Source organism: Spiroplasma endosymbiont of Melanargia galathea (assembly GCF_964031075.1).
Lineage (GTDB): Bacteria > Bacillota_I > Bacilli_A > Mycoplasmatales > Mycoplasmataceae > Spiroplasma_A > Spiroplasma_A apis.
Genome location: NZ_OZ035000.1, coordinates 912,274 through 938,290 on the forward strand (window position 1 = coordinate 912,274; position 26,017 = coordinate 938,290).

A 26,017-nucleotide genomic window follows, 5' to 3' on the forward strand; every position below is an offset into this window, starting at 1 on the left:
TTGAGTGATTTGCCAACACGCTTATTTTCTTCATTTTACATGTTTTCTGACTATATTAGCCTTTTTCTACCTAATCTCTTAAAAGATATAATCAGTGTCAATTTTTAAACGCTTCTCGTACCGAGACTTATCAGGACTACTTAACTCTAAGTTACACAAAATAAAAAAATGCTTGTATATTTCTTTTCTCTCTTTACTTGTTTTAACTTCTTTCCCATCAAAACTCATATTTCTTTCGTTGCAATCTTCTATTACAAATTGTCGGCCTTGTTTTGATTTTTCACTATCTTTTTCTAAACAATCTATTCCTAATACCCTAATTTTTTTATTCCTTAAAATAGGAATTTCGTACCTACCATTTTTCTTTAAACAACCTTTACCAACATACACACACCGCTCAAGGTTTCTTTTTTTATTGTATTTTTTCACTCATCTATAAGTTTTTTCTTTCCGCTTTATAAATTTGATTAAATAATTGTTTTTGTCTTTCAGGAGAAAATTGATTCCTTCTATTTATTTTTTTTGTCGTCCAGATAACTTGTCAAATTTACCTTCTAATAGTTTTTTTCATTAGCCGCTCTATAAGGGTCTGATGAAAATTTTTTTAATAGCCCCTTTTAAAAAATTTTTCAAATATATTATATAATTTAGAACCGTAAAGGTCCTTCTAGAAATAACCAAGTTTATTTATTGGTAAATCATATGTATCATTAGGTTTAAAATAGAAATTACTGTTTTTGTTTTTTACATTAAAACAATATTTTGGATTTTCTTTAGAAGTAGAATAGTCCACTCTTGCAGTACCGTCTCTATTAGTTTTTAAAATTAAAAAAGGCCTTTTCTTTTGTTGACCGGCCTTAAAATTTTTGTAATTTTTTATATAATAATCCCTTGGAAATTTTGCATAACCTGATCAAATTTGTCCTGCGAGTATTTTGTTCATATTATTATTGAATCAAAAAAAGAGCTTACGCTCTTTTTTTTAGAAAGCTCCACGCCTTCTTTAGTCGAGCTTACAAGAAAAGTTTTCTTGTAGCACCCAGTTATTACTAACTGTTATCTCTATTTTATATCGTTCAAATATTATGTCAACACTTTTTTCACTTTTTATTAAATAAAATACTTTTTTTAATAAAATAGGGGATAGGACCACCATTAACTCAACATGTATGATGAATAAAACCTTATTTTCATACTCCCAAAATTCTTATTTATTAAACGTTTTTTTACTGTTGTTCACACTAACTTGTTTTTTTCTTTCTAAATCGTTTGCAAATTTCTCAACACTAACAAGGGTTTTCAAAAACTCATCGTGTAAATTATAATCACTATAAAAAAATAACTTATCATCAGATTCATATTTAGTCTCAATAATCGTCCTGCACAATACATTACTGATAGCTTTAACATAGTCTCTATCATATTTTGTTTCTAAGTTAATTGATTTTATTTTTCTTATAAAGTTTTCATTTCATCCCTAAGAACTCGTCTCACTGCAATTTTAACACTAGTGTTTATATTCTCCTTATGTTGGTCTTCAAAATATGTATTCAAAGCACCCTCTAGTAAATCTTGAAAAAAAATTTTTTTAAAGAACTTTTATTTGTATTAGGATCTAGTTCAATTATTAACCTACAAAATTCCTTAAAAGGCATCACTTTTGAAGAATCTTCTTATCATTTATCCTAATTTTAATCTCGTTTAAATCACTTATTTTAAGCACCGCTTTCTGTTTTCATTTTTTGTAATACTTTTAGAAATTTGTATTGTATACAGTATATCTTTTTGAATTTGTAGCCATAAACAACGCACTTCCTGCTTTTTTTTCAAGTTTAAACATTCTTTTATAATCCGTAGAAGGAGTAGTAGTTGAAGCAAATAAATTATTAGCTACTCAAGTTCTTTTTTGAATTTTAACGACATAATATTTACATATTGGCTATTTTCAAAAATACCCTTAGTTAGCTGTATTTCATATGCACTACTTCCATAAAAGTCGGTTATATTTTGTGTTCAACAACTAATTCTCGCATTGTACTTTCTTAGAACTTTATATCAATCAAATATCTATTTATTTGCAACAAGGTTTTCAGTTCACAATTTGTGAGTCTCATGTACAAATATAGATGTTTTGTTTAAATATCTAATAGCTTCACTTTGACTTACATTTTATTTCTTCATTCCTTCTGGTGATATTTTGTCATTGATATATCTATATTTAGTTACAAGAATATTTATAAATGAAAATATCAATCTGAAGAAGGCATTTCTTAATTCAACATCATTGATATCATTATTACTCTTTTCATTTCTTTACCCTCGTACCAAAATTATATAAATAAAAGAAAAAATAACTATTTTTTCTTTTATTTATTATTTTGCTCGCCCCATCAATATAGGCGATAACTTCGTCATAATTATCTTTTATATTTTTGTAATCTCTTTTGTAAAAATCTTATAGAAATTCTGAATAACATCACCAAATTTGTCCAGCTTTGTATTTCATAATATCTCAATTCTAAACAAAAAAAGGAGATGAGTCTCCTTTTTTTGTTATTGGACTCCACGCCTTTTTTAACGTCCGATAAAAACATTAGTTCTTGCGACCCAGTTATCATATAATTGATTGCTTTTATTATATGTCGTTTAAATATTATGTCCTCTTTTTTTACTTTTATCAAAATACATGCTTTTTTTTAAATAAAACAAGGGCTAGGGCTATTACCTAGATATGTCAGATAACTAACCCTACTGAAACATAGTCACTTTACCCCGGAAGCCTGTGAGTCCCTCCTCATTCATCGTGATTTGTTGTTATTTTTAAGCATGTTGTAATTTCGATATAAAGAAGATGAAAACAATCAGTAAAAAATAAGCATTAAGCTAATGACAATCATCATTTTAATCACAACTTGGTTATATTAAAAAAATCTATTTACTCGCCCCCATTTAGATATTTATAAATATCTATCTTTTTCTACCTTTCGTTAGTTTGACATTTATGTATTCATATTATTCTTGGTTATTTTATACATTTTGTTTAATATTTTCTTCTTTGACTGCTGTTTTTTTGGAAACACAAGATTGATAATACTTAAATCTGTGCATTATTCAAAAAAAGTCAAACTAGAAATTAAGCCCGCATTATCATCTGCTTCATTGTCTATTAATTTATTATTATGTTTTTTATCTAAATCAAGTTTAACTAAATATTATTTTCCCTTTTTCGTGAGTTTTTATCACAACTTTGATGATTAATATAAAAAAAACTTTCGTTCTCAATATTTTTGAGCCTCTAAAAAACGGAGTTTCTTTGACTTTGATCTTAATTCCATTATATATATTTTGTTTTTTACCTTAATATCATTTTAAAGAAAAAGAAAAGATGATTTTATTTTTAGTTTTTTTCAAAATCCTTTACACCCATCTTTATAAATCATTTTTTTAAATATATACAAAAAACTTTTTTTATCTTATAAAGAAAACATATTTGATGAGTGACAAATAAACTAAAAACATGGTTTAGATTTTTATTTGTTGCTTACAACCCATACGTGCCCACTCTCAAAGTTTTGGTTTGAAGAATAGGAGTATACGCAAAAAATCTCAAGGAGTTGATGGTTACGAACGGGTGCTAGCGATCAACAAATCATGTTCGGTTATGTAATTAAGGAAGCTAAAACTTTTATGATTTACTCAATTTAACTAGCTCATTATTTAGTTCGCGTGGATTCGAAGTTCGTTTTCGAAGAGTTTGAAAAGGGTTTTTATAAATGTCAATTGTAAAAAACCTTTGTTTCAAAACTTTTTTCGAAAATGCCTTCTGCTTAACCCCAACCATGTTTCTTTTTTTCATACCTCTTTTTAAATTCACTTTTCTACTAGAAATTTTTAGCTTTTTGTTTTATTTTTGGTTCCACCTCATTTGGCTTGCGTAATCTCTCACTTCAATAAATAATTGACTTGCCAACACATTTATTATCTTCATTTTATTTATTTTTTGGCTATAACAGTCTTTTCTACTCTATCTTTTTAAAAAATATAATCAACATCATTTATCAAATGCTTCTCGTACTAAGATTTAGCATTACTAATTATCTCAGTGTTACATAAAATATAAAAAAACTTGTATACTTCTTTTCTCTCATCATAATTTTTAACTTTAATTTCATCTAACTTCGTTTTTCTCTCATTACAATCTTCTATTACAAATAGATTCTTCAATAAACTTATAACATCGATTGTTTTATAATTTAATCTCAATGTTTTATAATTCACCCTTAATATAAACTTGACATTGTAATTACCGCTTTCTTTTAAATAATTTTTGCTATAAAAGAAATAACATTTTATTCATTATTTTTTTATTCTCTAATCCCAAGAGTTTTGCTTTACCTGATTTAGAGATTGTATTAAATAATTTTGATTGTCTTTTAGACAAAACTGGTTTCTTTTTTTGACTCACATTTTTGGCTTGTTTAATTAACTATATTTTATTAATTATTTATGAGACAATTAAACTAATTTATCTACTCTACGAATCATAGAACTTTCTTTGACAACTTATCTATAATGTCCCCTTGCTTCAATTTATTGATCATTAAAAGGTTGAAATGTTCATTTTGTGTTTTCCTTATCTTGTTTAGAAAGCATTTGTATTTTATATCTTTTATTATTGTTTAAAAATCTCTCATTTTTTTGCAATATGAATTTCTTGGTCAAATCCTTCTTGTTTGTTATGTTAACTTTCTTAGGAATTTTTACCAATTATCGTTCTCTTAAATAATATTTCATCATATTTAAAATATAAATAAAAAAAAGGTTTATATAAACCTTTATCTTCAACTCTATGAACAGATAGAGTGTAACCGTCGGCTTGCAATTGCTTCCGCTCTTATTATTAATATATCATATATACACTCATAATTTAATAATTTTATAAATTTTTCTAAATAAATATTATGAATAATAAGCAAAAATATTACAACCAATTAACAAACAATTATGTCACAGGTAAAATTACTTGGACGTAGTCCCATGAGGGGAATTTATTTAAACATTACGAAACAATTCAAATTAGAAATCATAAGAAAATCATCAAATAATATTGACAAAATTAACACAAGTGCACAAGCTCTTGGGTGATCTAAAAGACATGCATACAGAAAACTTAAAGATTGCATAGATATTGGTGCAAAATCTTTTATCTTTAAAAATATTGGAAAGTAGCGAGAAATAAAATAAATCAATACACAAAAGATAAAGTTATAATTTTATGTAAAATAAATTACTTTCATTTCAGTATGTTTGGTTATCAAGAGTGTTTTGAAATAAAATATTGAAATAATTTTCCCCGTTCAAAAAAGAACGGTGTTTGAGGCAACTGCATCAAACCACAAGTTAAAACATGGTTTAAATGACATTACATATAGCAATAGAGAAGTTGACTAAAAAATCTTAGATGGGTATTTAGTGAGCAATAAATAATGGGGAATTATTATATTTATAAAGAAACTTTTAAAAGTACAGTATTCCATTAAAAATGTAACCGACAATAGAAATGTATTTAGTTGGAAAATAAATAAAGACTCTGAGTCTTATACTCAATTGCAATTTACTTTTTGTCTTTAAAAATTTCAACAAAAACAACCACTATATCTCATGAAAAACCTTGGTGGAAAGAACTTTAGGGATGGTTCGAATATGATGACCATAATTAATAGAATAAATAATATAGAAACAATTTAAGGTGGAATGCATATTTACCAATACTGTTCAAAGAATATAACAAAATCATTCAAACCCTATTAAGAATAAGTCAATTACTAGATAAGTTTATAGAAAATCTCGACATTGTGTTTTCATATAGTTCAACAAGAGTTGTGAAATATGGTTCAAGAATTAATTAGGATAATAAAAAATGGTTTCTGTGTTTTTGATTTAAACCATTTTTTCTTAAACCTAAATCAAAGGCGATTGTTATGAAAACATAAGACCCTAAATATAACTCGACGTTATGAAATGAAGCTTATAATACAATCGAATAAGAAGTCATAGAACTCACGGCAATAAAATTGCAATTAAAAAAGAATATAATGAAAGTATAAAACACCTAAAAAAGGGTTGCCCTTTAAAATATGGTAATTAATTTTTTAAATAAGCAAAGAAAAAATACAAGAAGCATTTATTAACTTCTTGTATTTAGTGCCATAATCTCTTACAATTTATTGTTATGCTTATACTTATCATTTCCCATAAGTTCAAGGTTGATTGAAACTTTGTTAAGACCTTGATATCATAGGTCACAGATTTCATTATAAATAAGTTTACCAACAAACTGATGAACATACTTGGTTGGATGAACACCGTCAATGAAGAAAAACTCATTTATATCCATATTTTCATGTGTTGAAATCGGGTCATTTCTAAATTCATATACGATAGTTTTGTCTTCATATTGTGATCTTGTATACGAGTAACCAAAATTATTCGAAGTATTTATTTTTAAACCAAATTCTTCTAACATCAATGTTTTATAATCATTCATAATATTTTTGAAATTACCGTATAAATCATAATACTCTATTTGTCCCTTGTATTGTTCTTTATAACTATCGATTATTTCTGATATTTCATTCGAAAATTGCATATCATATTTTTTTATTAATGATGTAAACCTTGGTGCCATTTCAGAGAGTTTAGTTACTTTACCATTCTTGTCAAGTTCGCCACCTTTTAAAATTGGTATTAAGGTTAAATCTGGTGAGTTCATATATAAGACAGTGGCGCCAGTCTTTAAAACTATGTCTAAAGTTTTGCTAATATTATTTTTACTTCTGTTAAGTAAATCCGTTGCATCTTTTATAGAACCACTACTCAAAAATGCTTCTAGAGCTGCATTCATATCATTTCCACCAATTTCAATGAAAACCAAATCTTCCTTTGATAATTTATTTTGCAAAGTCAAGGCACTAGCCTGAGATAATAAATCTGCTTTCATTTTAAAATTTCTTATACCAATTTCTGTTAAGTTTAATGTTATATCATCGCTAGCTCTTGCACCACTTATAGCATAGTTCCTTCCGCCTTTATATTCATCACTCAACAATTCGCCTGCAGGACCCATATTTCCAAATCCTAATAAGTTATTTACTCATTCCACAGCGGGTTGATCATTAGATGCTGATGCCAAGTTATTTTTATGAATATTTTTATTATAGTAACCGGCATATTTAAAAATAGCATTTTGATTATTTGATTTTATGACGCTATTTGCAATTGCTTCATAGCCACCAGTGTCACTAAGACTATCTCCTAAAACATAGAAGTTTTTAAAAGAATTTTTAGGTTGCGTTGTGCTTGAAATAGTGGAACAGCTAATGGAAGAAAGTGCGCTAACAAAAATTGACGATAGCAAAACTAAGTTTATTATTTTTTTCATACTTGTACTCCTTTGAAACATTTTAAAGGAGTTTCAAACTAAAATATTTTTATATATTAAAAAAATGGGTTAAATTTATTAACCCACAGATCCTTCCATATCCATTTTTATAAGTTGATTTAATTCAACAGCATACTCAAGAGGTAATTCTTTTGTGAATGGTTCTAAAAAACCCATAACTATAATTTCTAGTGCTTGTTGTTCACTCAAACCACGACTCATTAGATAAAATAGTTGTTCTTCACTCACTTTAGACACAGTAGCCTCGTGCTCAATTTGTGACTCATTATTGTGAACCTTATTTTGTGGGATGGTATCTGAGTGCGATTGATTGTCTAATATTAAAGTGTCACATTCAACTCTTGCCTTAGAATTTGTTGCATTCTCACCAATATAAGCTAAACCCCTATAATTTGCAGTTCCACCTTGGAAAGTAATTGATTTTGATACTATTTTTGACTTGGTTTCTTTGCCTAAATGTATCATTTTACTTCCGGCATCTTGATAAACACCTTTCTTAGCAACCGCAATAGAAATTGTATCACCTTGTGAACGATCACCTTTTAAAATACAAGATGGGTACTTCATATTGATTTTAGAACCAATATTACCATCAATTCATTCCATTCTTCCATCCTCTTCAACAAGACTTCGTTTAGTTACTAAATTAAGAACATTATCACTTCAATTTTGAACAGTTGTATATCGCACACTACTTCGTTTACCCACAAATATTTCAACTATTGCTGCATGTAAATTGTTTTTTGAGTAAACAGGGGCTGTACAACCTTCAATATAGTGAATTTGAGCATCATCTTCAACTACAATCAGCGTTCTTTCGAACTGACCTGATTGCTTGAAGTTAATTCTAAAGTACGCTTGAAGCGGCATATCTAACTTAACACCCTCAGGTACGTAAATGAAAGTTCCTCCTGACCAAACAGCACCATTTAATGCTGCATATTTATTGTCGTCATTTGGCACTAATTTCCCAAAATACTTCTTAAATAATTCTGGATATTTTTTTAATGCTGTGTCACAATCAGTAAAAATGACCCCTTTTTCTGATATTTCAGTTTGTAATTGTTCATAGATCGGAGTGGCGTCTCATTGCGCATTTATACCAACTAGGAAATTTTTTTCTGCCTCGGGAATACCTAATCTATCAAATGTTTTACGAATATTTTCAGGTACATCATCTCAACTTGTGGCAACATTATCTGTACCTCGGGTATAGTAATAATAATCTTGAAAGTCCACAAAATTCAAGTCTGGACCAAAATTTGGTTGTGGTTTAAGAGAAAACTTCTTGAAACTATCTAAACGGTACTCTAACATTCATTCAGGTTCACCTTTAATTTTAGAAATTTGACGAACAATGTCCTCATTAATCCCCTTTTCAACCTTAAACGAAGATACTTCCCCTTCATTAAATCCGTATTTATATTCACTTATTTTTTTAATTTCTTCCTCTTGTTTTAACTTCTTCATTACTTAACCTCATTTTCTAAAATATATCTCAAACCGTCAGCTCCTAATAGAGCACAATTTATTCTATTGCCTTGATGGTGAATTTGTCAAAAAGCTATTAATTCATCCAAAATATCCTCATTGTAATCTTTTCCCGAAATCATATTATGGTAATTATACAAAATATTAAGAGCTTCTTCTTTACCCTTATTACGTATTTGATCACATAATATATCAATAGATGCAGTTGATATTGAACAAGCAACACCATCAAATCTACTATCTACTATTTTTCCATCTTCAAAAATTATTTGTACATTGATTTCATCTGAACAACTAGCTGAGTCCTGATTTTTAAATATTCCTTTTGAAAGTTCTAAAAAGCCTTTGTTAGATGGACTTGTAAAGTGTTCCATAATAATTTGTCTTAAAATAATTTTATCTTCTTTATTTAACATAATTTTTTTCTTTCCTATTTAAATTAATTCGTTAACTCAATTTTCACAATCAAGTAATGCTTTAATAAATATATCAATGTCATTACGTGTATTATAAATTGAAAAGCTAGCTCTAATAGTAGTTAATGCTCCGGTTTTTAAATGTGATAATCTTGCACAATGTTTACCAACTCTTACAGATATTTTGTATTTTTTATTCAAAAATGCTCCAAAGTCTTGTGAACTAACACCAATCATATTAAATAAAACAATTGGTTGTGGATTTTTCAAGTTATAAAACTCAAATTTAGAAACATCAATTTTGGATAATTCATCAACCAAATATCTTTTTAAACCTTCTTCGTATTCTTGTATTTTTTCAATTGATATCTTATCAATAAACTTAAGTGCTTCTAAAAAACCATAAATTGCACTTAAATTCAAGGTTCCAGCCTCAAATTTTTGAGGAATCTTGGCAAGTTTGTACTCAGTTAATGTGATATTAACGTTGTTACCACCACCATAAATAAGTGGTTTTAATATATCTAATTTTTCTTTTTTCCCTCAAAGTATACCTAAGCCAAAAGGTCCAAACATTTTATGTGAAGAGAAAGCAACAAAATCAACATTTCATTCTTCAACATTTGTTCTCGTATGCAGTACTGACTGAGCAATATCAACAACAATGATAATATCGTTATTTATATTCTTGATGGCATTAGCTATTGATTGAACATCGTTGCTTGCTCCAACTGTGTTAGAAACACTAGCGAATGATACTATTTTAGTTTTTTTGTTTATTGTGTTATCTATTTTGTTCAGATCTATTGATCCGGTATCATTTAAATCTAGGTACTTAATTTTTATTCCTATTTCTTCTTCTAATACTTTTCAAGGTAATAAATTTGAAGAGTGTTCTAGAATTGTTAAAACTACTTCATCATCTTTCTTCAAATATGTTTTGAGTCCAAAGCAGATCTGATTTAATGAATGAGTCGCACCACTGGTAAAAATTACTTCATTGTGATTTTTCGCTCCGATAAACTTAGCTGTCATTTTTCTTGTTGTGTCCAAAATAACATTAGCCTTATAAGCATTATCAAATAAGTCATTATGAGTATTTGCTGCAATTTTTTCATTATATTCCGCTTCTGCTTTGATAACTTGTTCTAGTTTTAGACTTGTTGCTGCTGATTCAAAATAAATTTCATCTGGATTATATTTAAAATATGGAAAATAACTTTTATAGTCCATTTAAATCATTCCTTTCAATATATCTTTAAGATATATTACGATTTCATCGTCGTTTAATGAAAGAAACACAGGTTCAAAATATCCATTTATTATCAACTCTTGTGCTTCTTCTTTGTTAAGTCCTCTTGATAATAAGTAAAATATTTGGTCAGGGTCAAGCATTCCAATAGCATTTGCATGGCTAGCAACGATGTCATTTTCGTCTATCAATAATACAGGGTCAGAGTCTGCTTTTGCCTTCTTATCTAACACCAATAATCTTAATTCTTGATGTGCCTCACTAGAGCTTGATCCTTTTTTAATATCACTGATGCATCTTATAAAACCCTTCGATTCATTTTTTAATACTTCATATGCTTTAATATTTGAACTAGTGTTACGTGCATTGTGTAATGATTTTATAAAACTATTTTTGATGATATTTTTATTAACAATAGTAGCACTATAGAATTCAATGCTTGAGCTTGTCTCTTTTAAATTGATTTCAAGATTATCATTGGCGTTACAATTCATAAGGTTAGCTATTTTTAAGTCTAGCCTTGAAGAATCCTCTATAGTTATGTTAATATTGAAGTTTTTATCATTTCCCGAGTTTTCAATCGGCAAAAACAAGATTGTTAAGCTAACACTAGTGTTAGCTTTTATTACAATATTTAATTTTCCATCAGATTCACCTAATAAAATTACCTTGTTATCATCCGTTTTTAAGACTAACTCACTTGCTAAATTATTTCTATAATCAATAAAATTTGGGTTTTTTCACATGTTGTTCACCTAAATTAAATCCTTAACTCAGTTGTAACCCTCTTTATTGATACGGTCAACAAGCTCGCCACCCGCACTTGTTATAATTTTTCCATTTATAATAACGTGTGCATGAGTTGGTTTTATCTTTTTAAAAAATCTATCATAGTGAGATACGATAATCAAACCTTGTTTAGAGATTTCATCATCATTCAAGTTTTTAGAAACAATTTCTAGAGCGTCTACATCAAGTCCTGAGTCTATTTCATCTATCAAACTAAATAAAGGGTTTAACATTTTCAATTGTAGTATTTCATTCTTTTTCTTTTCTCCACCTGAGAAACCATCATTAACAAATCTTTTAAGCATATTTAAATCAAAATCTAAATTCATTGCTTTGGCTTTAATATCTTTAAAAATCTCTTGCAGTTTTTTAGGTTCTTCACTATGAGAATTTACAATGTATTTCAAAAATTCTAAATTGCTTACCCCAGGTATAGATTGAGGGTTTTGCATTGCCAAGAACAGCCCTGCCCTACTTCTTTCATCCACACTCATATCTAAAATAGATTTCCCGTCTAACAAAATATCTCCTTCAGTTACTTCGTACTTTGGATGACCCATTATAGCCATCAGTAATGTTGATTTTCCATTACCATTTGGACCCATCAAAGCATGAATTTCCCCTGATGAAACTTCCAAGTCTATTCCTTTCAAGATCTCCTTATCCTCAATCTTTACGTGTAAATTAATAATTTTTAATGTGTGCATTTTAAAACTCCTTAACCTCTTTAATTATATTGCCTGAATTAAGAAAATAGATAATTTATTTACAAATTATAATTTTTTTTGTTTATACTATGTACTTAAATAAATTGAATTTCTCACTCTTTTTTAGTCTTTTTTTCTTTATAATTATGTTGATACAAAATCAAGGAGTGAAAAGTGTGAAAAAATTATTAACACTACTAGGTAGTTTTGCAATTACTGCCAGTGCTGGTTCGATGGCAGTTGCTTGTACGAACTATGACAAAAAACAAGATGGAAATTCTATTCTAATTAATTTTTTAAATTCATTGAATGGAAAAGCTAATATCGATGCATCAGACGTATTATGAAAATTAGTTAATGAAAATGGACCTAAAAACAGAGAAACTTTTGCATTAGATTTTTTAAAAACAATCAATGCATCTATTTTAATTAACTCTGAAAAAAACTTTGGAGAAAATGGAGAAATCAAATTGAATAACTCAAGCGCTTTCATAAGCGCTGGTTTAGCTTCTTCTTTATCTGATAAATGAAACACCTTAAATAAAGCTGTGGATTTAAAAATTCAAAGGGAAAAAGATAAATATAAAAAAGATAATGGTAAAAAATGATGAGATAAATGATGTGAAATGCTTGTTGGTAAGTATTCTGTTTATCAAGATAAAGTAAAAGATATGGATGTCGACCTACTAGAAGGTAAATATAAATCTGATATTTTATTAACAGATTCTTCTAACAACGTTACAAAAGCTCTTCTAGATATTCTTTTAAATACCGACCAATTAGGAGTTACTTGAATAACAGTTGAACAAGTTAAAAGAAAACTAGCTACTTTAAAATCTGTTAAAGATGATAAAGATAAATTACTATATGCAGCAAAATCAGATGTTAAGGCTTTACAACAAATAATAAACTCTACTAAAGAATCTGGTGAGTGAGTAAAATCAAGTGTTAATGATCAAAGTACTGATGATGAAATTTCAGCAAAAGTTGACGAAGCATTGAAAATAGAAGAAAGTAATATAAAATATGATGTTCCAACCGATATAAATGAATTAGTTACAGGTGGAGCTGATACTAGAGCGGGTATGTTGAGTAACTCACAACAGTTCTTTTTAAACAAATATTACAATGCCAAAGCCCCAATAGCTATTAGTGAAATAACTATTGCTTTTTCTGATAATAAAACTTTTGATGACGGTATATTACCATCAGATTTTGAAGGAGATAACGAAGTTAATTCTAAACAAACTTGAACACTTTTAAAACAAATAATTACTGATAAAACATCTTGAAGTGAAATTATGGCAAAAGGTTCAACAACACATTCTAAAGCTACAGTTAAACATTATGATAATTTATTGACACTGACAAATACAACTGACTTCACACCAACATTGAGTTCAATTGTATATGATTATATTTTAGGTGAAAGATATAAAACTGATGTTACTAGAGCAGATGAAAATGATAAAGTGAAAGTCCCTGAGTGAACAACAAAAACTGATATTGAGAAAGAATATAAAAAAGAGGACTTTGGTAAATTGATAACAGCTTTAAACAGAACTGGAAGCTTCGATAAGACATCAAATAACCTTTATAGAAAGCTTAGTGATGGAGATAAAGATAAGTTAGTATACATAGATTCTTCTGGTATTCATATAGTTTCAATAGATGGATTTAATGAATTAGTAGAGTCTACTACAAATACTCCAAATAAAGATGCTAAAAAAATAATAGACGATACAAAAAATGGTATTGATAAAGAAACTCAAAAGAGTCTTAATGATTTTAAAGAGTTTAATAAATTAACAACTCAAGAAAAAATTTATGATTTCTGAAGAAAAACAGATAGTGAAGATAGATATTTTAAAAAGTTAAACTCAACAGTTACTAATCCATATCTAAAGTTCTTAGTAAATAACTCCTTGTTAAAAGGTGTTAAAGGGTCACCGGTTGGATTTGACATAATGGCAGAAGTTAAGGCTTGAGCAACAATTTCAAGCTCATCAGAAAAAGAATTTTATTGAGTAACTATGGTTTATGACTATTTCCAAACAATGACTAGCAAACAAGAAGATAAGCTAACAGAAGACAAATCTTTTATAGAACAATTTGTTATATTTGGACCTGATGGAAATAACGAAAAAGCTCAAGCTATTGCTAAAAAAATTGGTGATTGAACAATTGGAGCAATAAAATCTATGAAAATTGTTGTTACAAACAACCCTTCTTGAGTATTTGTTGACGCATACAAAAAAATGATCGAAGAATTAGACACAAAAACAAATATCGGTTATCCAAAAGAAATAGTAAAAAATGATATATTCAACTCCGATAAATTAGCAGAGGAAATAAATAAAGTCTGATGACACGCAGTAGACAAAAAAGGTGCTCAAAGTGTTCAAACTTTTAAAACTAACGCATTTGACTATTCATTAAGTATTTACGATTTAAACTCAATAGCTTACAATTACAAAAAAAATAACGGAGGTATAAAATAATGAAGAAATTGTTAGGAATCTTAGGTGCTATTTCTTTATTCACCTCTACTTCTGGAGTTGTAGTAGCATGTAATAAGGAACGAATCAAAACTCCGAAACTAAATAGAGAATTGGCTAAACAACTAATCGCAAAATTAAAAGGTTCGGATATGGCTAGTTTAGACTTTGGAGATATGTTTTCAGATGAAGATATTACAAAGGTTGTTGTAAGTATAATAGACGAATTAATAGGTCAACAATATGGTTATGAATCTACAAATTATAATTTAGATAAATTAGGTTTAAAAAAATATGACTACGCTAGTGGTGAAAGTAAGGATTCTATACCAAAGTCTTACATTGATTCATATTTAAATAACGCTGGTTCTATCGCAGAAGACTTATTATTCACAGAGTACACAAAATCAATAGCTAGTGGTAAAAGATTAGATAATTCATTATTGAAATCTTTATATAACTTGAATGTAATCCAAGAAACTAAAATAAAAGAATACAAAACCGATAACGAAAAAACTGTTCCCGTTGGTAGTTACATCGAAATAAACGATAAGAGATGACAAGTATTCAATGAAGATGGTAAAGGTGGATCAAATAATTTACCTACTCTTGAACAATTAACTCAAGAATACGCTAATAAAAAAGAATCACCGTTTTTCGTTGTTCTAAACGATGGCAAATCAACAAAAATAAATATTTCGTCTAAAACAGCCTTAAAATTACGTTTTCAAGATTACTTCAAAAATAAATTATTATCAGGAATTATTGAAAACTTATTAACTATGTCTTTCATGGAAGCAGATATGTTCACAGTGTCAGCTGCAAAAGAAGGAAGTTCCCCTTATATCAATACTGGGTCTCCTATTTTTTCAAAAACACAATCTTGAAACAGCTCAACAACTACAGACTGAACTACAAACGTTAGAATGGTTTGATCACTGAAGTTTGACAATACAGAGAACAAAAATAATAATGCTATCAAAAAAATTGTAGAAGGTATTAAAGAAATAAATCAAGCAAATGGAGAGTTGAAAAGCGGTGAAAGCATTAAAAAGCTCTTTAGTGCATTTGAAGATCAAAAAGAAAAATTGCCAGTTTATAATGGAGACAATACAAATGCTTACGATTCTTTCTTTGGATTACAAGGTTTCAAAGGGTTCACTTTATATGAAAACGGTACATCATTAGGAACAAGTCCTATTGCTGGAGCTAAATATGAAGATAAAGTTAAAGAAGCTAAGAAACCAGGGATATTATTTGATAACCTAACACCTTATTTTGTAGACGCAAAGAACTCTAACATAGCAGAAGTTGTAATTGTACTTCCTCTATACATGATTGAGTTGCTTGGTGGAAGTAAAGAAAATGATAGCAGCGGTAAAGTATACGAAATTAAGGATGCAGATGGTAAAGGTAAAGCAATCGAGTTTGGTCCATCATTGATAAACAATTCAAGATATAAAGATGTTTGAAATCAAGAGAATAATAAAAAATTACACTCAAAAGACGTGCAAGATTTAAATGACCAACAGTCAACAATTTTAAATCAAATTAAATACCTAGTATCACAAGATACAGGAACAGCAGATTTAGCTAAAACAACTTTATACTCAAAATATCTTAACGCAAAAGAAATTTACTTTGCTGGTTTATATGATCAAATTGGTAAATATATAAGAAATGATAAAGATAAAGACGATTAAAACTATTTTAAAATAGTTTTTTTTATATTTTTTGTACAATTAGATTAGAGGTAAATAAGATGAAAGATTGTATATTTTGTAAAATATCAAACAAAGAAATAGAAAGTAATATTATTTATGAAAACGAGTTTGTATTGGCATTTTTGGATATGTTTCCGAATACAGATGGACACTCCTTGGTTATTCCTAAAAATCATTCCAATAACCTACAAGAAACTGATGACTTATTTTTAAAAGAAGTTGCAATTGCCAAAAAACAAGTTGCTGAATTATTAACTAAGAAATTGCCTATGAAACCTATTGGTTTCAATTATGTTTCTAATCAGGGAAGTGATGCTTATCAGTCAGTGTTTCATTATCATGAACATATAGTTCCGAAGTATCAAAAAGGTGAAGGATTATTGTTCCAAATAAATAAGGACGAATCAAAAATGTTGGAAATTAGTGAAATATATAAAGCATTAAAAGAATAATAAAAACACTTTATTAGTTTTCCTAAGTAAAGTGTTTTTATTTTTTATAATGTCTTAAAAAACTTCTTCCATCCTCTGTCATTATTCTTGAAGATCAACCTGAATTTTCTACTTTCATAAGCTCTTCGTTAACTTTGTAAATTCTAGCATCAAGTGCGTCCAATGATGAAATTATAATACCTTCTATCAAAACTGGTTCAACAGGAGAACCAAATTCATTCTTACCGTGACTTGATAAAATTACATGTTGTAATTTAACAACTTCATTATGAAATTTGGGATCAATATTTAGTTCCTTTTCTTTCAATGATATGAAGGTATTACCAATAGAGATATGACCAAGTAATTTACCTTCATCAGTATACTCTGCTGCTCTTTTACCTTTCATTTCAACTACTTTACCGATATCATGTAGCAATGTTCCACAGTAAACTAGTTCTCAATCAATTTCAGCATAACGATACACTTCTTTCAATCCTTTGGCTGCCATTAAAAGTGAAAAACTGTGTCAAAATAAGCCACCAACTACATTATGGTGTATAGAAGTTGCTGCAGGATATGTTTTAAATTCATCTTCATATTCTTTAATAATTGACCTAGTTATTTTTTTATATGTTTCATTGGTTAACTTTTCTAAAAATTCCATCAAGACTTTAAAATTCATCTCGACATTTATAGGAGCTGATATAGAAAAAGTTTCCTCAGTAATATCATACTTATGAAAATCTTCTTCTTTCAAAACTTCATATGTATTTATTTTTAACTGAATTTGTTGTCGATAAACGTTTACAACTGCCTCAATTTTTATAACACTATCTGCTTTGATAGTTTCATAATCTGCGTCATCACAATTTCAAAGCCTTGCTTCAACCCTTCCTGTCTTATCCACTAAATAAACTACTAGATAATTCGAACCGTTGTTACCTGTTGATAATATTACTTTTTCAACTCTTGCTATCAAAACTAAATTCTTAGTTTCAGACTTAATTTCATTTATTCTCATACAATACCTCAATAATATTGTAATTTTAACAAAAAAAACACTCATTAATAAGTGCTTTTAGAATTAATTGCAATTTAATAGTATCGTTTTTAATCTTTATAGTTATCTTTTCCGTACTCATAGACACCATAAGTTCCTGATCAATTAGTTAGGCTAGCAGTTCGCAAATCCAACTTATTTAAAAAGTTGGGAAGTGTAAAGCGTTTAAGTTGATTTTTAATAATATCTAAAAGTGGTTGTCCTAAATTCGATGGTCCACCAGCAATTACAAAAGTTTCAAAGTCCAAGAAATGAATTAGTGTAGACATTGATTTAGCCAATGGTTCCACAGCTTCTTCAAATATACTAATTACTTCCTTGTCTTTTTCCTTGAATAAATCTACGATATCAATTATATGTAAGTTATTGTTTAATTTATATAACTCACCAAGTTTTCCTGTCGATTTACTACCAACCAAATTTAATTGTTTCTCAATTCAAGTAGCTGAACTAATTGGATCAATACACCCTTCTAGACCACAAGCACATTTGATTATATTTTGATACCCACCACCATGACCAGGTTCACTAGGTAGTCCAGAGCTATCTCCCATTACTAATTTATTATCAAATATAGCACCACCACCGATACCTGTTCCGATACAATAAAGAGCCATTGAACTCTTTTTACCCTTTAAACCCAACTTTCATTCTCCATAAGTGGCAGCTTTTGCATCATTGAGTATAAAAACTTTATTACTTTTGAATAATTTTTTAGTGGTCTCTAAGAGCGGATAATCTTTCCATCCTAAATTAGAAGCTAATACAACTATACCATTTGTGGAATCAACTAATCCAGCGCAGGCAATCCCTATGAATGATAGGTCATCGGCTTTTATGTTCGATTCCTCACACTTTTTATTAAACTTTTCGTGTATTCTTTTAACTATATCTTTATTATTCGTGGTATCTACAAAAAATCTAAATAAGGTTTTGTTATCTTCAAAAAGTGCACATTTAGCAGAGGTAGCCCCGATATCTATACATAATGCTTTTATCATAATATATTCTCCATCCTTTAATTATTTATTTATTTTTTCGTGAATCTCAATTATTTCTTTAGACAAAAGTATAACAGTCTCCGTGGTTAAAAGCTGATCTTCAGCATGCATAAATAAAACTGGTATAGTTATCTTTTCCCCCGCTGCTTCGGCTGAGATTATATCCATATGTGTATGACTGGCAATGGCTAAAGATTTTTCAGATTCTACGATTAACTCTTGTGCTTTTTTATAATTACCTTCTTTAGCACACTTTATTGCTGCCATAGCTTTTCCCTTGGCTTCACCAGCGTGTGCGATAATAGTGAATGATACTTGTTCAAAATTCAAATCTTTCATATTTTTCTCCTATAAAGTTATTCTATATTAATATCTTGTTATAATGTACTTGATTTACCAAAGGGAGATAGACAATGCATTTTTCAAGTGTAGCTTACTTTAGCTTTGTACCATTGATTATTTATTTTATTATATATATAGTTATTGAGTTACTAGAGAGATTTTTTCATCACTTTGTCAAAAATAAGTTGAAGATATATTTAATTGGTGCAATGGTAACCTCATTGTTAATAATTCTAATAATTGTATTATCATTGTATGTTGTTATTTAAAAGTTCTACCTTTGGGGTAGAACTTTTAAATAATCTAAGTTAATTATCTTTTTTTATTTCTTAAAGCCATAAGTTTTTCGCTTCTAGCTTTAGCTACTTTTTTAGATTGTTCAATGTATTTATCGTGTTTAACTTGTGCTTTTTTCATTAGCTCTACTTTACGTTTTTCAAGTTTTTCTTTATTTGTCATTCTTCTACTTCAAAAAGTGATTTGTGACTCAGCATCCATTAACATCAGTTCAGATTTTTCTTCTAAATATTTAACTTTAGTTTCTGTGTCAACTTCATAACGATATACTTTATCAGAATAATATTTTTTCTCTAGTTCATATTTTTCAGGGTTATTAGATTTTAATTTTTTGAAATATAACTTATTGTCTAATAATATAAACGGTAAATAAAATAATAAATCCACACCAAAGCAAATCATTGCTGGAATAATTGCTTTTCCATCTAATGAAGTAATTATGGCACTTACAAATCATGGAGCTGTTCAGGGAGCAGCTACATAAGAATATTTTACAAACCCTAGAACAGCTGGTGAAAATATTCAACCTATAAATAAATTAAGTATAGGGGCAAAAATAAATGGAACAATGTACACAACATTTAAAACTATTGGATAACCAAAAATAACTGGCTCATTTATTTGAAAAACCCCTGCTGGTGTTGCATATTTAGCAATTTCTTTTAATTCGCGTCGTTTAGAGAATCCAAACGTCATTATTAATAATCCAAGAGTAGCACCACTACCCCCAACATACATATATGAATCGAAAAATGGTTTAGTGAAAACACCCATTGATCCTGTTGCAGCAGCGACATCATAACCTAATCCATTAACTAATGATGTATTTATTCCAAGAACCATCCAAAATATAGGTTCAAATACACCGGCCATTAGATTTGATCCATGAACTCCAAAGAATCAGAAGAATCCAACAAAGAATACGAATACTATTGCAAGACCTAATCCACCACTACCTGTAGCGAATCCAATAAATCAAGAAGTAAAGAATTGATAAATTGCGGCATTTAAACCAAACTGTGTAGGACCTAGTTTTGTAGAAACATAAGACCCAGTAAGGGCGACTATTTTACCATTTGCATCTAATCCAAAGTTTAAGATATTATCAGCATTTAAATGATGAAAGTCACCTAAACTAACATTTTGACCTTGATTTAGAAATAAAGCTGCAACCAATGACTTAATATCATTTCCTTGACTATTGTATCACTGACTGAACTTCTCAGTTGTTAAGTTGTTAAACATATCTTTAATTCAGGGTGAATCTACATCTACTTTCAATAACTCAGCAATTTGAGTATTTGTTAATCCCCTAACTTTATCCAGTAAACCTTCAACTTCCTGAAGATTTGTTGCAATTTGAGCTTGATTATTACCTGTCACGGTTAGATTACTAGTTATTATCGCTGGTGCTAACACAAAAATATTTAATACCCCTATTCCAGCCAATGTGATTACAGCTGGTAAAAATACTGCGAAAGATTTTCCAACTGCTGGAGGAACGCCATCTGGCATTTTAATATTAAGTGCTCTTAATGATGAAAGATATACAAAAGCTTCGGTTGCGATAATTCCAAATAGAATAGCACCAATCAAACCTTTTGCATCCATGAAGAATGCAATTTCTCCTAATCCAGCCAACATAAATGAAGCAGTTGATACTAATCCAGCAATTATTGGTTGCTGAAATCCTCTACTTAGTGATATATAATAACCAAATAAGAATGAAAAATAAATTGACATCATTCCAACAGTTACTGTATTCATATGACCAAAGGCCAGCCCACAAATCTTTGAAGTTTGTCCTCAACCATTTGTTGTGTCACCCAAGAGTTTAGAGATACCATCCCACGTTAATTCAGGGTGGCTTGCTTTTGCAAATAAACCTAATAACGACACATATCCTGATCCAGCGCCACCAAACACTATTGCGTTTACCAATACACCTATTGATCCAGCAATAATAAGTGGAATCATTGTACCAAAAGAGTCACGAATGGCAGCCAAATGTCTTTGATTACCTATTTTTGCCACTTTTGGTATGAATTTTGTTTTAAATCATGGTTTAAAACCATTACTTTTACTAGATCGTGTCTTGTTATCAGGACTAAATTTATTATTCGACATAATAAAAACCTTCTTTCTAGACAAATTTAATAATTAATAAAATTGATATAAAAAGTTTAACTATTTACCCATCATTTTTTCAGCTTGTTTCATTGCTTCTTCGCCTTTAGCCATTGCATAAACTTGGGTTGGTATCAACTCAACCGGAACATTGTTAGTCATGTTTATGATATCTTCAAGGGCGTAACTAATTTGTGGTCCAACCATTATGGCATCATACAAATTCAGTTCTGGTTTAGCTTCGGCAATACCTTTGGCAACTATTTCATAATCCAATTTTTTAGAAGCTGCATACATTTGCATTTTCTTTACAAGCATGCTGGTAGACATACCAGCCGAGCAAACTAATAATATTTTTTTCATTCCATTTGCCTCCTTTAAAATTATTATAATCTTTTTCCATTTTTCAAGTTCTAAAATGGAAAAAATATTAGAAACTGAAAAAAACTCCCACGAGGTATGGGAATGCTTCTTATTTACTTTTTTTAATTGCTTTTATAGTTAATTCTTTGGTTGAACATAGTGTTTTATACCATAACGCAGAGTATTTAATATTTCTTATCCCTTTTTCTAAATCAAGTTCTACTAGTCCATACCTATTTTTAAAAGAATTTGCTCAACTTCAACAATCTATGAATGTTCAAACATGATAACCAAAACAGTTCGAGTTTTTATTGATGGCTTTATTTAGTCAATATAAATGCTCTTTTATAAAATCAATTCTATAAGAGTCGTTAATTACACCAGATGAGTCTTTAAATCTATGTTCTGATTCAACACCCATACCATTTTCAGAGATATATCACTTTATATTTGTATAACGTTTTTTAATTAGGATACCAATTTTATAAATGGTTTTAGGGTGAATCTCTCACCCTCTATAGGGGTTGAAGCGTCCTTTGCTTCATCTGTACGTTTCAAATCAATTTCAAGGTGGTGTGTTGTTAATTGAACTGGATTTTTTTATTCTAGTTGGTTGATAATAATTTACACCTAAGTAATCAATCTTTCCATTTTCCAATATGTTTGCATCATCTTCATGAACAGGAAACATCAATTTTTCTTTAGTTAAGAACTTTATAAGCTTTATAGGGTACTTACCTTTTATCACAGCGTCCAGAAAAAACTTGTTAAAAATTAAGTCACGCAACCTAGATACTTTTATATTTCTTATCGCTAAGTTTTTTGGGTAAGATGGAGTTAAATTTAAAATTATTCCGATTTGTTTGTTTGATTTAGTACCAAATATACTTCTAAATTCTTGCACCGCTAATGAATGAGCTAGCATAGTATTATTAGAAACCGCTATAAAACGTTTAAAATCTTTTACAAAAGGTGGTTGGAAACCGTATAAATATTGGTTTTCTGCTGCTGCAACAGGTTCGTTAAAAGTTGTGAAGTAATCAACTAAATTGCCAAACTTTTGAAAACATATTTTTGCATATTCGGAAAACTTATATATAACTTCTCGATTCTCAAACCCCCCTAACTTTAAAAGGCTCACAGGAATATCAAAGTGAAATAAATTTACAACAAGTATAATATTTGCTTTTTTTATACTTTCAAAATAATTTGTATAAAACATCAAGCCATCTTCATCAACTTCCATAGTTTCAAAATTTTTAATAAGTCTTGTTCATTGAATAGAGGTCCTGAAACTATTTAAGCCAATGAATTTCATCAATTGTATATCTTCTGCATATTTATTATATGTGTCACAAGTTTTATCGGGTCCCAAACCATTTCAAAATGCAGAATGATCTTTTTTGTATCAGTCATCAAATATATTTGGATTGCTTTTGTTATAATTACCTTCTGTTTGAGGACCACTTGTAGCAGCTCCAAATCAAAAATCTTTTGAGAATTTTATTTTTTTCATTTATTAACTTAGGCTTTTTGAAAAGCTCAATAACATCTCAATCTTTTTTAAAACCTTATATTTGTTTTCTTCTGATACCATATTTAACTTTAATTTAGTTTTTAATATTTGAATATGAAAAGCTAGTTTTTGTCTCTTAACATAAACCGATAAAATATGACGCTCAAAAAAACCCATAATAGAAGTATCTCCTTTAACGTAATCTGAATATCTTATTTTAGTAAAGCTATCATCTCTTGATGAATAAAATGTGACAGTTTTTATAAATACTTGATTATTTGCTATTCAAGTAAGTTGAATCTCCTTGTTAGGAATAAATTTATTCAACTTGAACTTAACTTTGTTATTTTTTTTACTTGACTTGTATCAATATCCCTCATCAAGATCGTCGATTGATAAATTGGGGTTCATATCTTCTAAGGATATGACCAAAAAAGCATTAAACACTTCACATAGGGGTCTTTTAATTTTTGACACAATGTTAATTTTATTCAAACGTTTACGCTCTTCCAGCACTGACATATATTTTTTCTTATTTATATTATCTAAAAAATCATTATAGTCTTTATCAAGTTGCTGTGCTTCTTCTTCCTTATTTATTTTAAATTGTTTAATCACATCTACTTCCACAAAATATTTCAATCTCTTAAAATATTTTTTAAATCCCTTTCTAATTTAGTTTTATCAATTGAAGTATTAACTCCATTTGATTCAATTACCTGTTTGTATCAACAATAGCTTAATTTTGGTTTTCTTTCTTTAATAGGAGAATCAAAGTCAACAGATATAATCCCATAATCCTTTCGATAACCTGCACTTGGAGAAAATATATCGCAATAAGTTCATAAGGAATAACCAAACAGATTTAAATCTAATTCTCTACATCTACTAACAGATTCTAATATTGGTTGCAAATATTGTAATCTATCATAATCCAGAATCATTTCGTTAGATTTAAGATCAAAATTACCAAAACCATTCTCTACTATCATAATTGGTAAATCATATTTTTCTTTATATGCTTTTAACCCTATTTCTAAATATTCCGGCGCAATCGGCCAAAGCCATTTAGTATATTTTTTATGCGACCTTGGGAGTACTATTTGAAATTCACTGAAAGGTAACTTGAGAGGTTTATTATATATTAACTTTGGATTTACTTCTTTTTTACTATCAGCAATAAAGTAAGGCCTATAAAAATTCCATCCTATGAAGTCTAAGGTGTATTTTTTTATATAGTCTAACTCATCATCAACAATATTAGCGTTAATATTATTTATTTTTAAAAAATCTATGAACTCGTTTGGATATATCCCAAGCAAATTAGGTTGAATCCAAAGATCTAGCATTCAAATATTATAGTTTTTGATTAAATCTTCTTTGTTTTCTTCGCTATTGTCGAAAACTATTGGAGGTGACCAATCATCATCGATACCAATAATAGCTTCCTTACTTACATACCCTAAATCTTTTGCTTTTTGAAATTCTTCTTTGGCGATGGCAGCCCCAACTACTAAATTATGAAGTGCAGTAGCAAACTTATGTACGCTTTTATAACCTGGTGGAATAGCTTCTCCTAGGTAACCATCCAACATAAATGTCTTGTTCTCATCATTAACAAATCAAATGTCAGAATACTTACCCAAGTACTTAAACACTGCTGCACAATAATTACGAAAAGCATCTAAAACATACTTCTCACATCAGCCACCTTTAATTTCAAGCCATAAGGGTGTGTCTCAGTGGAATAGTATTGGTATTGGTTTAATGCCGTTTTCACATAACTCTTTAAAAAAATTATCATAGAATTGTACTGCCATAGGATTCACAAAGTTTTTATCTTTGGGAAATAAACGTATCCAGTCAAGGCAATAAATCAGTGAGTTGATACCAAGATCTTTCATTATTTTAACGTCGCTTTTATATTTATAATAAAGGTCACTACTAATTTCTATGGAGTTGATCTCTCTTTTAGTACTTCCGGTCGGTGGTATGTGATAATTCGTTTTTGTAAATCAATCTCAGATAGAGTCGGTACGGCCATGCAGGCTTCGACCTCCTTCAACCAGAAATGCGTTAGTTGATAAGGAAAATAAAAATTCTTTTTGCATTGTGATAATACCTTTCAATTTTAGTTGTAAAATATATTAAATGAGGGGTAAATATGAGTATTTTAGTTGGGTCAGTGTTGGCGGGTTCGTTTTTGGCATTACCATTTATCATATGAGGAGTTTTTAGATTCTTTGATAAAGTAATGCACAAATTTTTTTCATGAAGTAAACTAGTAGTTTTACTTTCATTCTTAATATTTTGAACTATAGCAATTATTGTAATTGTTGTTACTATTCTATATGGTCATAATTAATAATATTGAATATCTTTTTTAATATTTTGTAGCGATAAACGTTTAAAATGACTTAGAACCACACCATTATTTTAGAAACTTTTATAAGAAAAAAACTATCAAAGTATTTTTTTATGACTTCCTTCAAGGATTTCTACTTTTTAGATATTCATATAATAAATGTCTTGAACTTA

General features: G+C 28.9%; 25 protein-coding genes. 6 read left to right on the top strand and 19 right to left on the bottom strand.

All coding sequences use genetic code 4. The annotated features are described in order from the left end of the window. Positions 1-78 precede the first annotated feature (78 nt). The 5 genes from AAHM92_RS04100 to AAHM92_RS04120 all read right to left on the bottom strand — a co-directional run bounded on the left by AAHM92_RS04100 (position 79) and on the right by AAHM92_RS04120 (position 4,465). Positions 79-429 carry a hypothetical protein gene (locus tag AAHM92_RS04100; RefSeq protein WP_500222177.1) on the bottom strand — a complete coding sequence of 117 codons (351 nt, stop codon included), beginning with the start codon at positions 427-429 and terminating at the stop codon, positions 79-81. 238 nt (positions 430-667) lie between these two features. Continuing rightward, a complete protein-coding gene (locus AAHM92_RS04105; protein WP_500222179.1) occupies positions 668-943 on the bottom strand; it encodes a hypothetical protein in 276 nt (91 codons plus the stop codon). 2,742 nt (positions 944-3,685) lie between these two features. Next, positions 3,686-3,856 (bottom strand): hypothetical protein, encoded by a 171-nt coding sequence (locus AAHM92_RS04110; RefSeq protein WP_500222180.1) that lies wholly within the window; start codon positions 3,854-3,856, stop codon positions 3,686-3,688. A gap of 218 nt (positions 3,857-4,074) precedes the next feature. Next, a complete protein-coding gene (locus tag AAHM92_RS04115) occupies positions 4,075-4,278 on the bottom strand; it encodes a hypothetical protein (protein WP_500222182.1) in 204 nt (67 codons plus the stop codon). Positions 4,279-4,330: 52 nt separating this feature from the next. Beyond that, positions 4,331-4,465: a hypothetical protein gene (locus AAHM92_RS04120; RefSeq protein WP_500222184.1), complete on the bottom strand. Its 135-nt coding sequence runs from the start codon at positions 4,463-4,465 to the stop codon at positions 4,331-4,333. Between the two features lie 572 nt (positions 4,466-5,037). Here AAHM92_RS04120 and AAHM92_RS04125 point away from each other — a divergent pair. Continuing rightward, complete coding sequence (locus AAHM92_RS04125) at positions 5,038-5,229, top strand: hypothetical protein (protein ID WP_500222186.1); 192 nt, start codon at positions 5,038-5,040, stop codon at positions 5,227-5,229. Between the two features lie 988 nt (positions 5,230-6,217). Here AAHM92_RS04125 and AAHM92_RS04130 read toward each other — a convergent pair. The 6 genes from AAHM92_RS04130 to sufC form a co-directional block, all read right to left on the bottom strand. Further along, on the bottom strand, positions 6,218-7,441 hold the full coding sequence (locus AAHM92_RS04130) for an SGNH/GDSL hydrolase family protein (RefSeq protein ID WP_500222188.1): 1,224 nt from the start codon (positions 7,439-7,441) through the stop codon (positions 6,218-6,220). A 78-nt stretch (positions 7,442-7,519) separates the two neighbouring features. Further along, positions 7,520-8,932, bottom strand: coding sequence for a Fe-S cluster assembly protein SufB (gene sufB, locus AAHM92_RS04135; protein WP_023789901.1), 1,413 nt, complete (start codon positions 8,930-8,932; stop codon positions 7,520-7,522). Next, positions 8,932-9,369, bottom strand: coding sequence for an iron-sulfur cluster assembly scaffold protein (locus AAHM92_RS04140; RefSeq protein WP_500222190.1), 438 nt, complete (start codon positions 9,367-9,369; stop codon positions 8,932-8,934). The genes sufB and AAHM92_RS04140 overlap by 1 nt, the downstream gene beginning before the upstream one ends. An 18-nt stretch (positions 9,370-9,387) precedes the next feature. Continuing rightward, the gene (locus AAHM92_RS04145; RefSeq protein ID WP_500222192.1) at positions 9,388-10,602 is read right to left on the bottom strand and encodes an aminotransferase class V-fold PLP-dependent enzyme; all 1,215 of its coding nucleotides are present in this window, start codon (positions 10,600-10,602) and stop codon (positions 9,388-9,390) included. Beyond that, positions 10,603-11,367, bottom strand: a complete 765-nt coding sequence (locus AAHM92_RS04150; protein WP_500222193.1) for a SufB/SufD family protein — start codon at positions 11,365-11,367, stop codon at positions 10,603-10,605. Positions 11,368-11,376: 9 nt separating this feature from the next. Next, a complete protein-coding gene (sufC, locus tag AAHM92_RS04155; RefSeq protein WP_500222195.1) occupies positions 11,377-12,117 on the bottom strand; it encodes a Fe-S cluster assembly ATPase SufC in 741 nt (246 codons plus the stop codon). A gap of 176 nt (positions 12,118-12,293) precedes the next feature. Here sufC and AAHM92_RS04160 point away from each other — a divergent pair, with 176 nt between their 5' ends. The 3 genes from AAHM92_RS04160 to AAHM92_RS04170 are packed head-to-tail and all read left to right on the top strand — an operon-like array spanning position 12,294 to position 16,791. Continuing rightward, a complete protein-coding gene (locus AAHM92_RS04160) occupies positions 12,294-14,618 on the top strand; it encodes a lipoprotein (RefSeq protein WP_500222196.1) in 2,325 nt (774 codons plus the stop codon). Then, positions 14,618-16,318: a lipoprotein gene (locus tag AAHM92_RS04165; protein ID WP_500222198.1), complete on the top strand. Its 1,701-nt coding sequence runs from the start codon at positions 14,618-14,620 to the stop codon at positions 16,316-16,318. The genes AAHM92_RS04160 and AAHM92_RS04165 overlap by 1 nt, the downstream gene beginning before the upstream one ends. Before the next feature lie 59 nt (positions 16,319-16,377). Next, positions 16,378-16,791 carry an HIT family protein gene (locus tag AAHM92_RS04170; protein ID WP_500222200.1) on the top strand — a complete coding sequence of 138 codons (414 nt, stop codon included), beginning with the start codon at positions 16,378-16,380 and terminating at the stop codon, positions 16,789-16,791. Between the two features lie 37 nt (positions 16,792-16,828). Here the strand turns inward: AAHM92_RS04170 and AAHM92_RS04175 are convergent, their stop codons facing one another. The 3 genes from AAHM92_RS04175 to AAHM92_RS04185 form a co-directional block, all read right to left on the bottom strand. Continuing rightward, entirely contained in the window at positions 16,829-17,794 is a 966-nt protein-coding gene (locus AAHM92_RS04175) for a 3'-5' exoribonuclease YhaM family protein (RefSeq protein WP_500222202.1), read from the bottom strand. Between the two features lie 89 nt (positions 17,795-17,883). Continuing rightward, positions 17,884-18,834, bottom strand: coding sequence for an ROK family protein (locus tag AAHM92_RS04180; protein ID WP_500222203.1), 951 nt, complete (start codon positions 18,832-18,834; stop codon positions 17,884-17,886). Between the two features lie 21 nt (positions 18,835-18,855). Then, complete coding sequence (locus AAHM92_RS04185) at positions 18,856-19,173, bottom strand: PTS sugar transporter subunit IIA (protein ID WP_500222205.1); 318 nt, start codon at positions 19,171-19,173, stop codon at positions 18,856-18,858. A 74-nt stretch (positions 19,174-19,247) separates the two neighbouring features. Between AAHM92_RS04185 and AAHM92_RS04190 the strand changes: the two genes are divergently transcribed. Next, on the top strand, positions 19,248-19,445 hold the full coding sequence (locus AAHM92_RS04190) for a hypothetical protein (RefSeq protein WP_023789925.1): 198 nt from the start codon (positions 19,248-19,250) through the stop codon (positions 19,443-19,445). A 43-nt stretch (positions 19,446-19,488) separates the two neighbouring features. Here the strand turns inward: AAHM92_RS04190 and AAHM92_RS04195 are convergent, their stop codons facing one another. From AAHM92_RS04195 to AAHM92_RS04215, 5 genes are all read right to left on the bottom strand, one after another. Continuing rightward, entirely contained in the window at positions 19,489-21,600 is a 2,112-nt protein-coding gene (locus AAHM92_RS04195) for a PTS sugar transporter subunit IIC (protein ID WP_500222206.1), read from the bottom strand. A gap of 60 nt (positions 21,601-21,660) precedes the next feature. Beyond that, positions 21,661-21,963: a PTS sugar transporter subunit IIB gene (locus AAHM92_RS04200; RefSeq protein WP_500222208.1), complete on the bottom strand. Its 303-nt coding sequence runs from the start codon at positions 21,961-21,963 to the stop codon at positions 21,661-21,663. A gap of 109 nt (positions 21,964-22,072) precedes the next feature. Then, a complete protein-coding gene (locus tag AAHM92_RS04205) occupies positions 22,073-23,479 on the bottom strand; it encodes a glycoside hydrolase family 1 protein (protein ID WP_500222209.1) in 1,407 nt (468 codons plus the stop codon). 3 nt (positions 23,480-23,482) lie between these two features. Then, a complete protein-coding gene (locus AAHM92_RS04210) occupies positions 23,483-24,097 on the bottom strand; it encodes a hypothetical protein (RefSeq protein ID WP_500222211.1) in 615 nt (204 codons plus the stop codon). A 2-nt stretch (positions 24,098-24,099) separates the two neighbouring features. Then, positions 24,100-25,590 carry a glycoside hydrolase family 1 protein gene (locus AAHM92_RS04215; protein ID WP_500222213.1) on the bottom strand — a complete coding sequence of 497 codons (1,491 nt, stop codon included), beginning with the start codon at positions 25,588-25,590 and terminating at the stop codon, positions 24,100-24,102. Positions 25,591-25,643: 53 nt separating this feature from the next. Here AAHM92_RS04215 and AAHM92_RS04220 point away from each other — a divergent pair, with 53 nt between their 5' ends. After that, the gene (locus AAHM92_RS04220) at positions 25,644-25,844 is read left to right on the top strand and encodes a hypothetical protein (RefSeq protein ID WP_500222215.1); all 201 of its coding nucleotides are present in this window, start codon (positions 25,644-25,646) and stop codon (positions 25,842-25,844) included. The last annotated feature ends 173 nt before the right edge of the window (positions 25,845-26,017 follow it).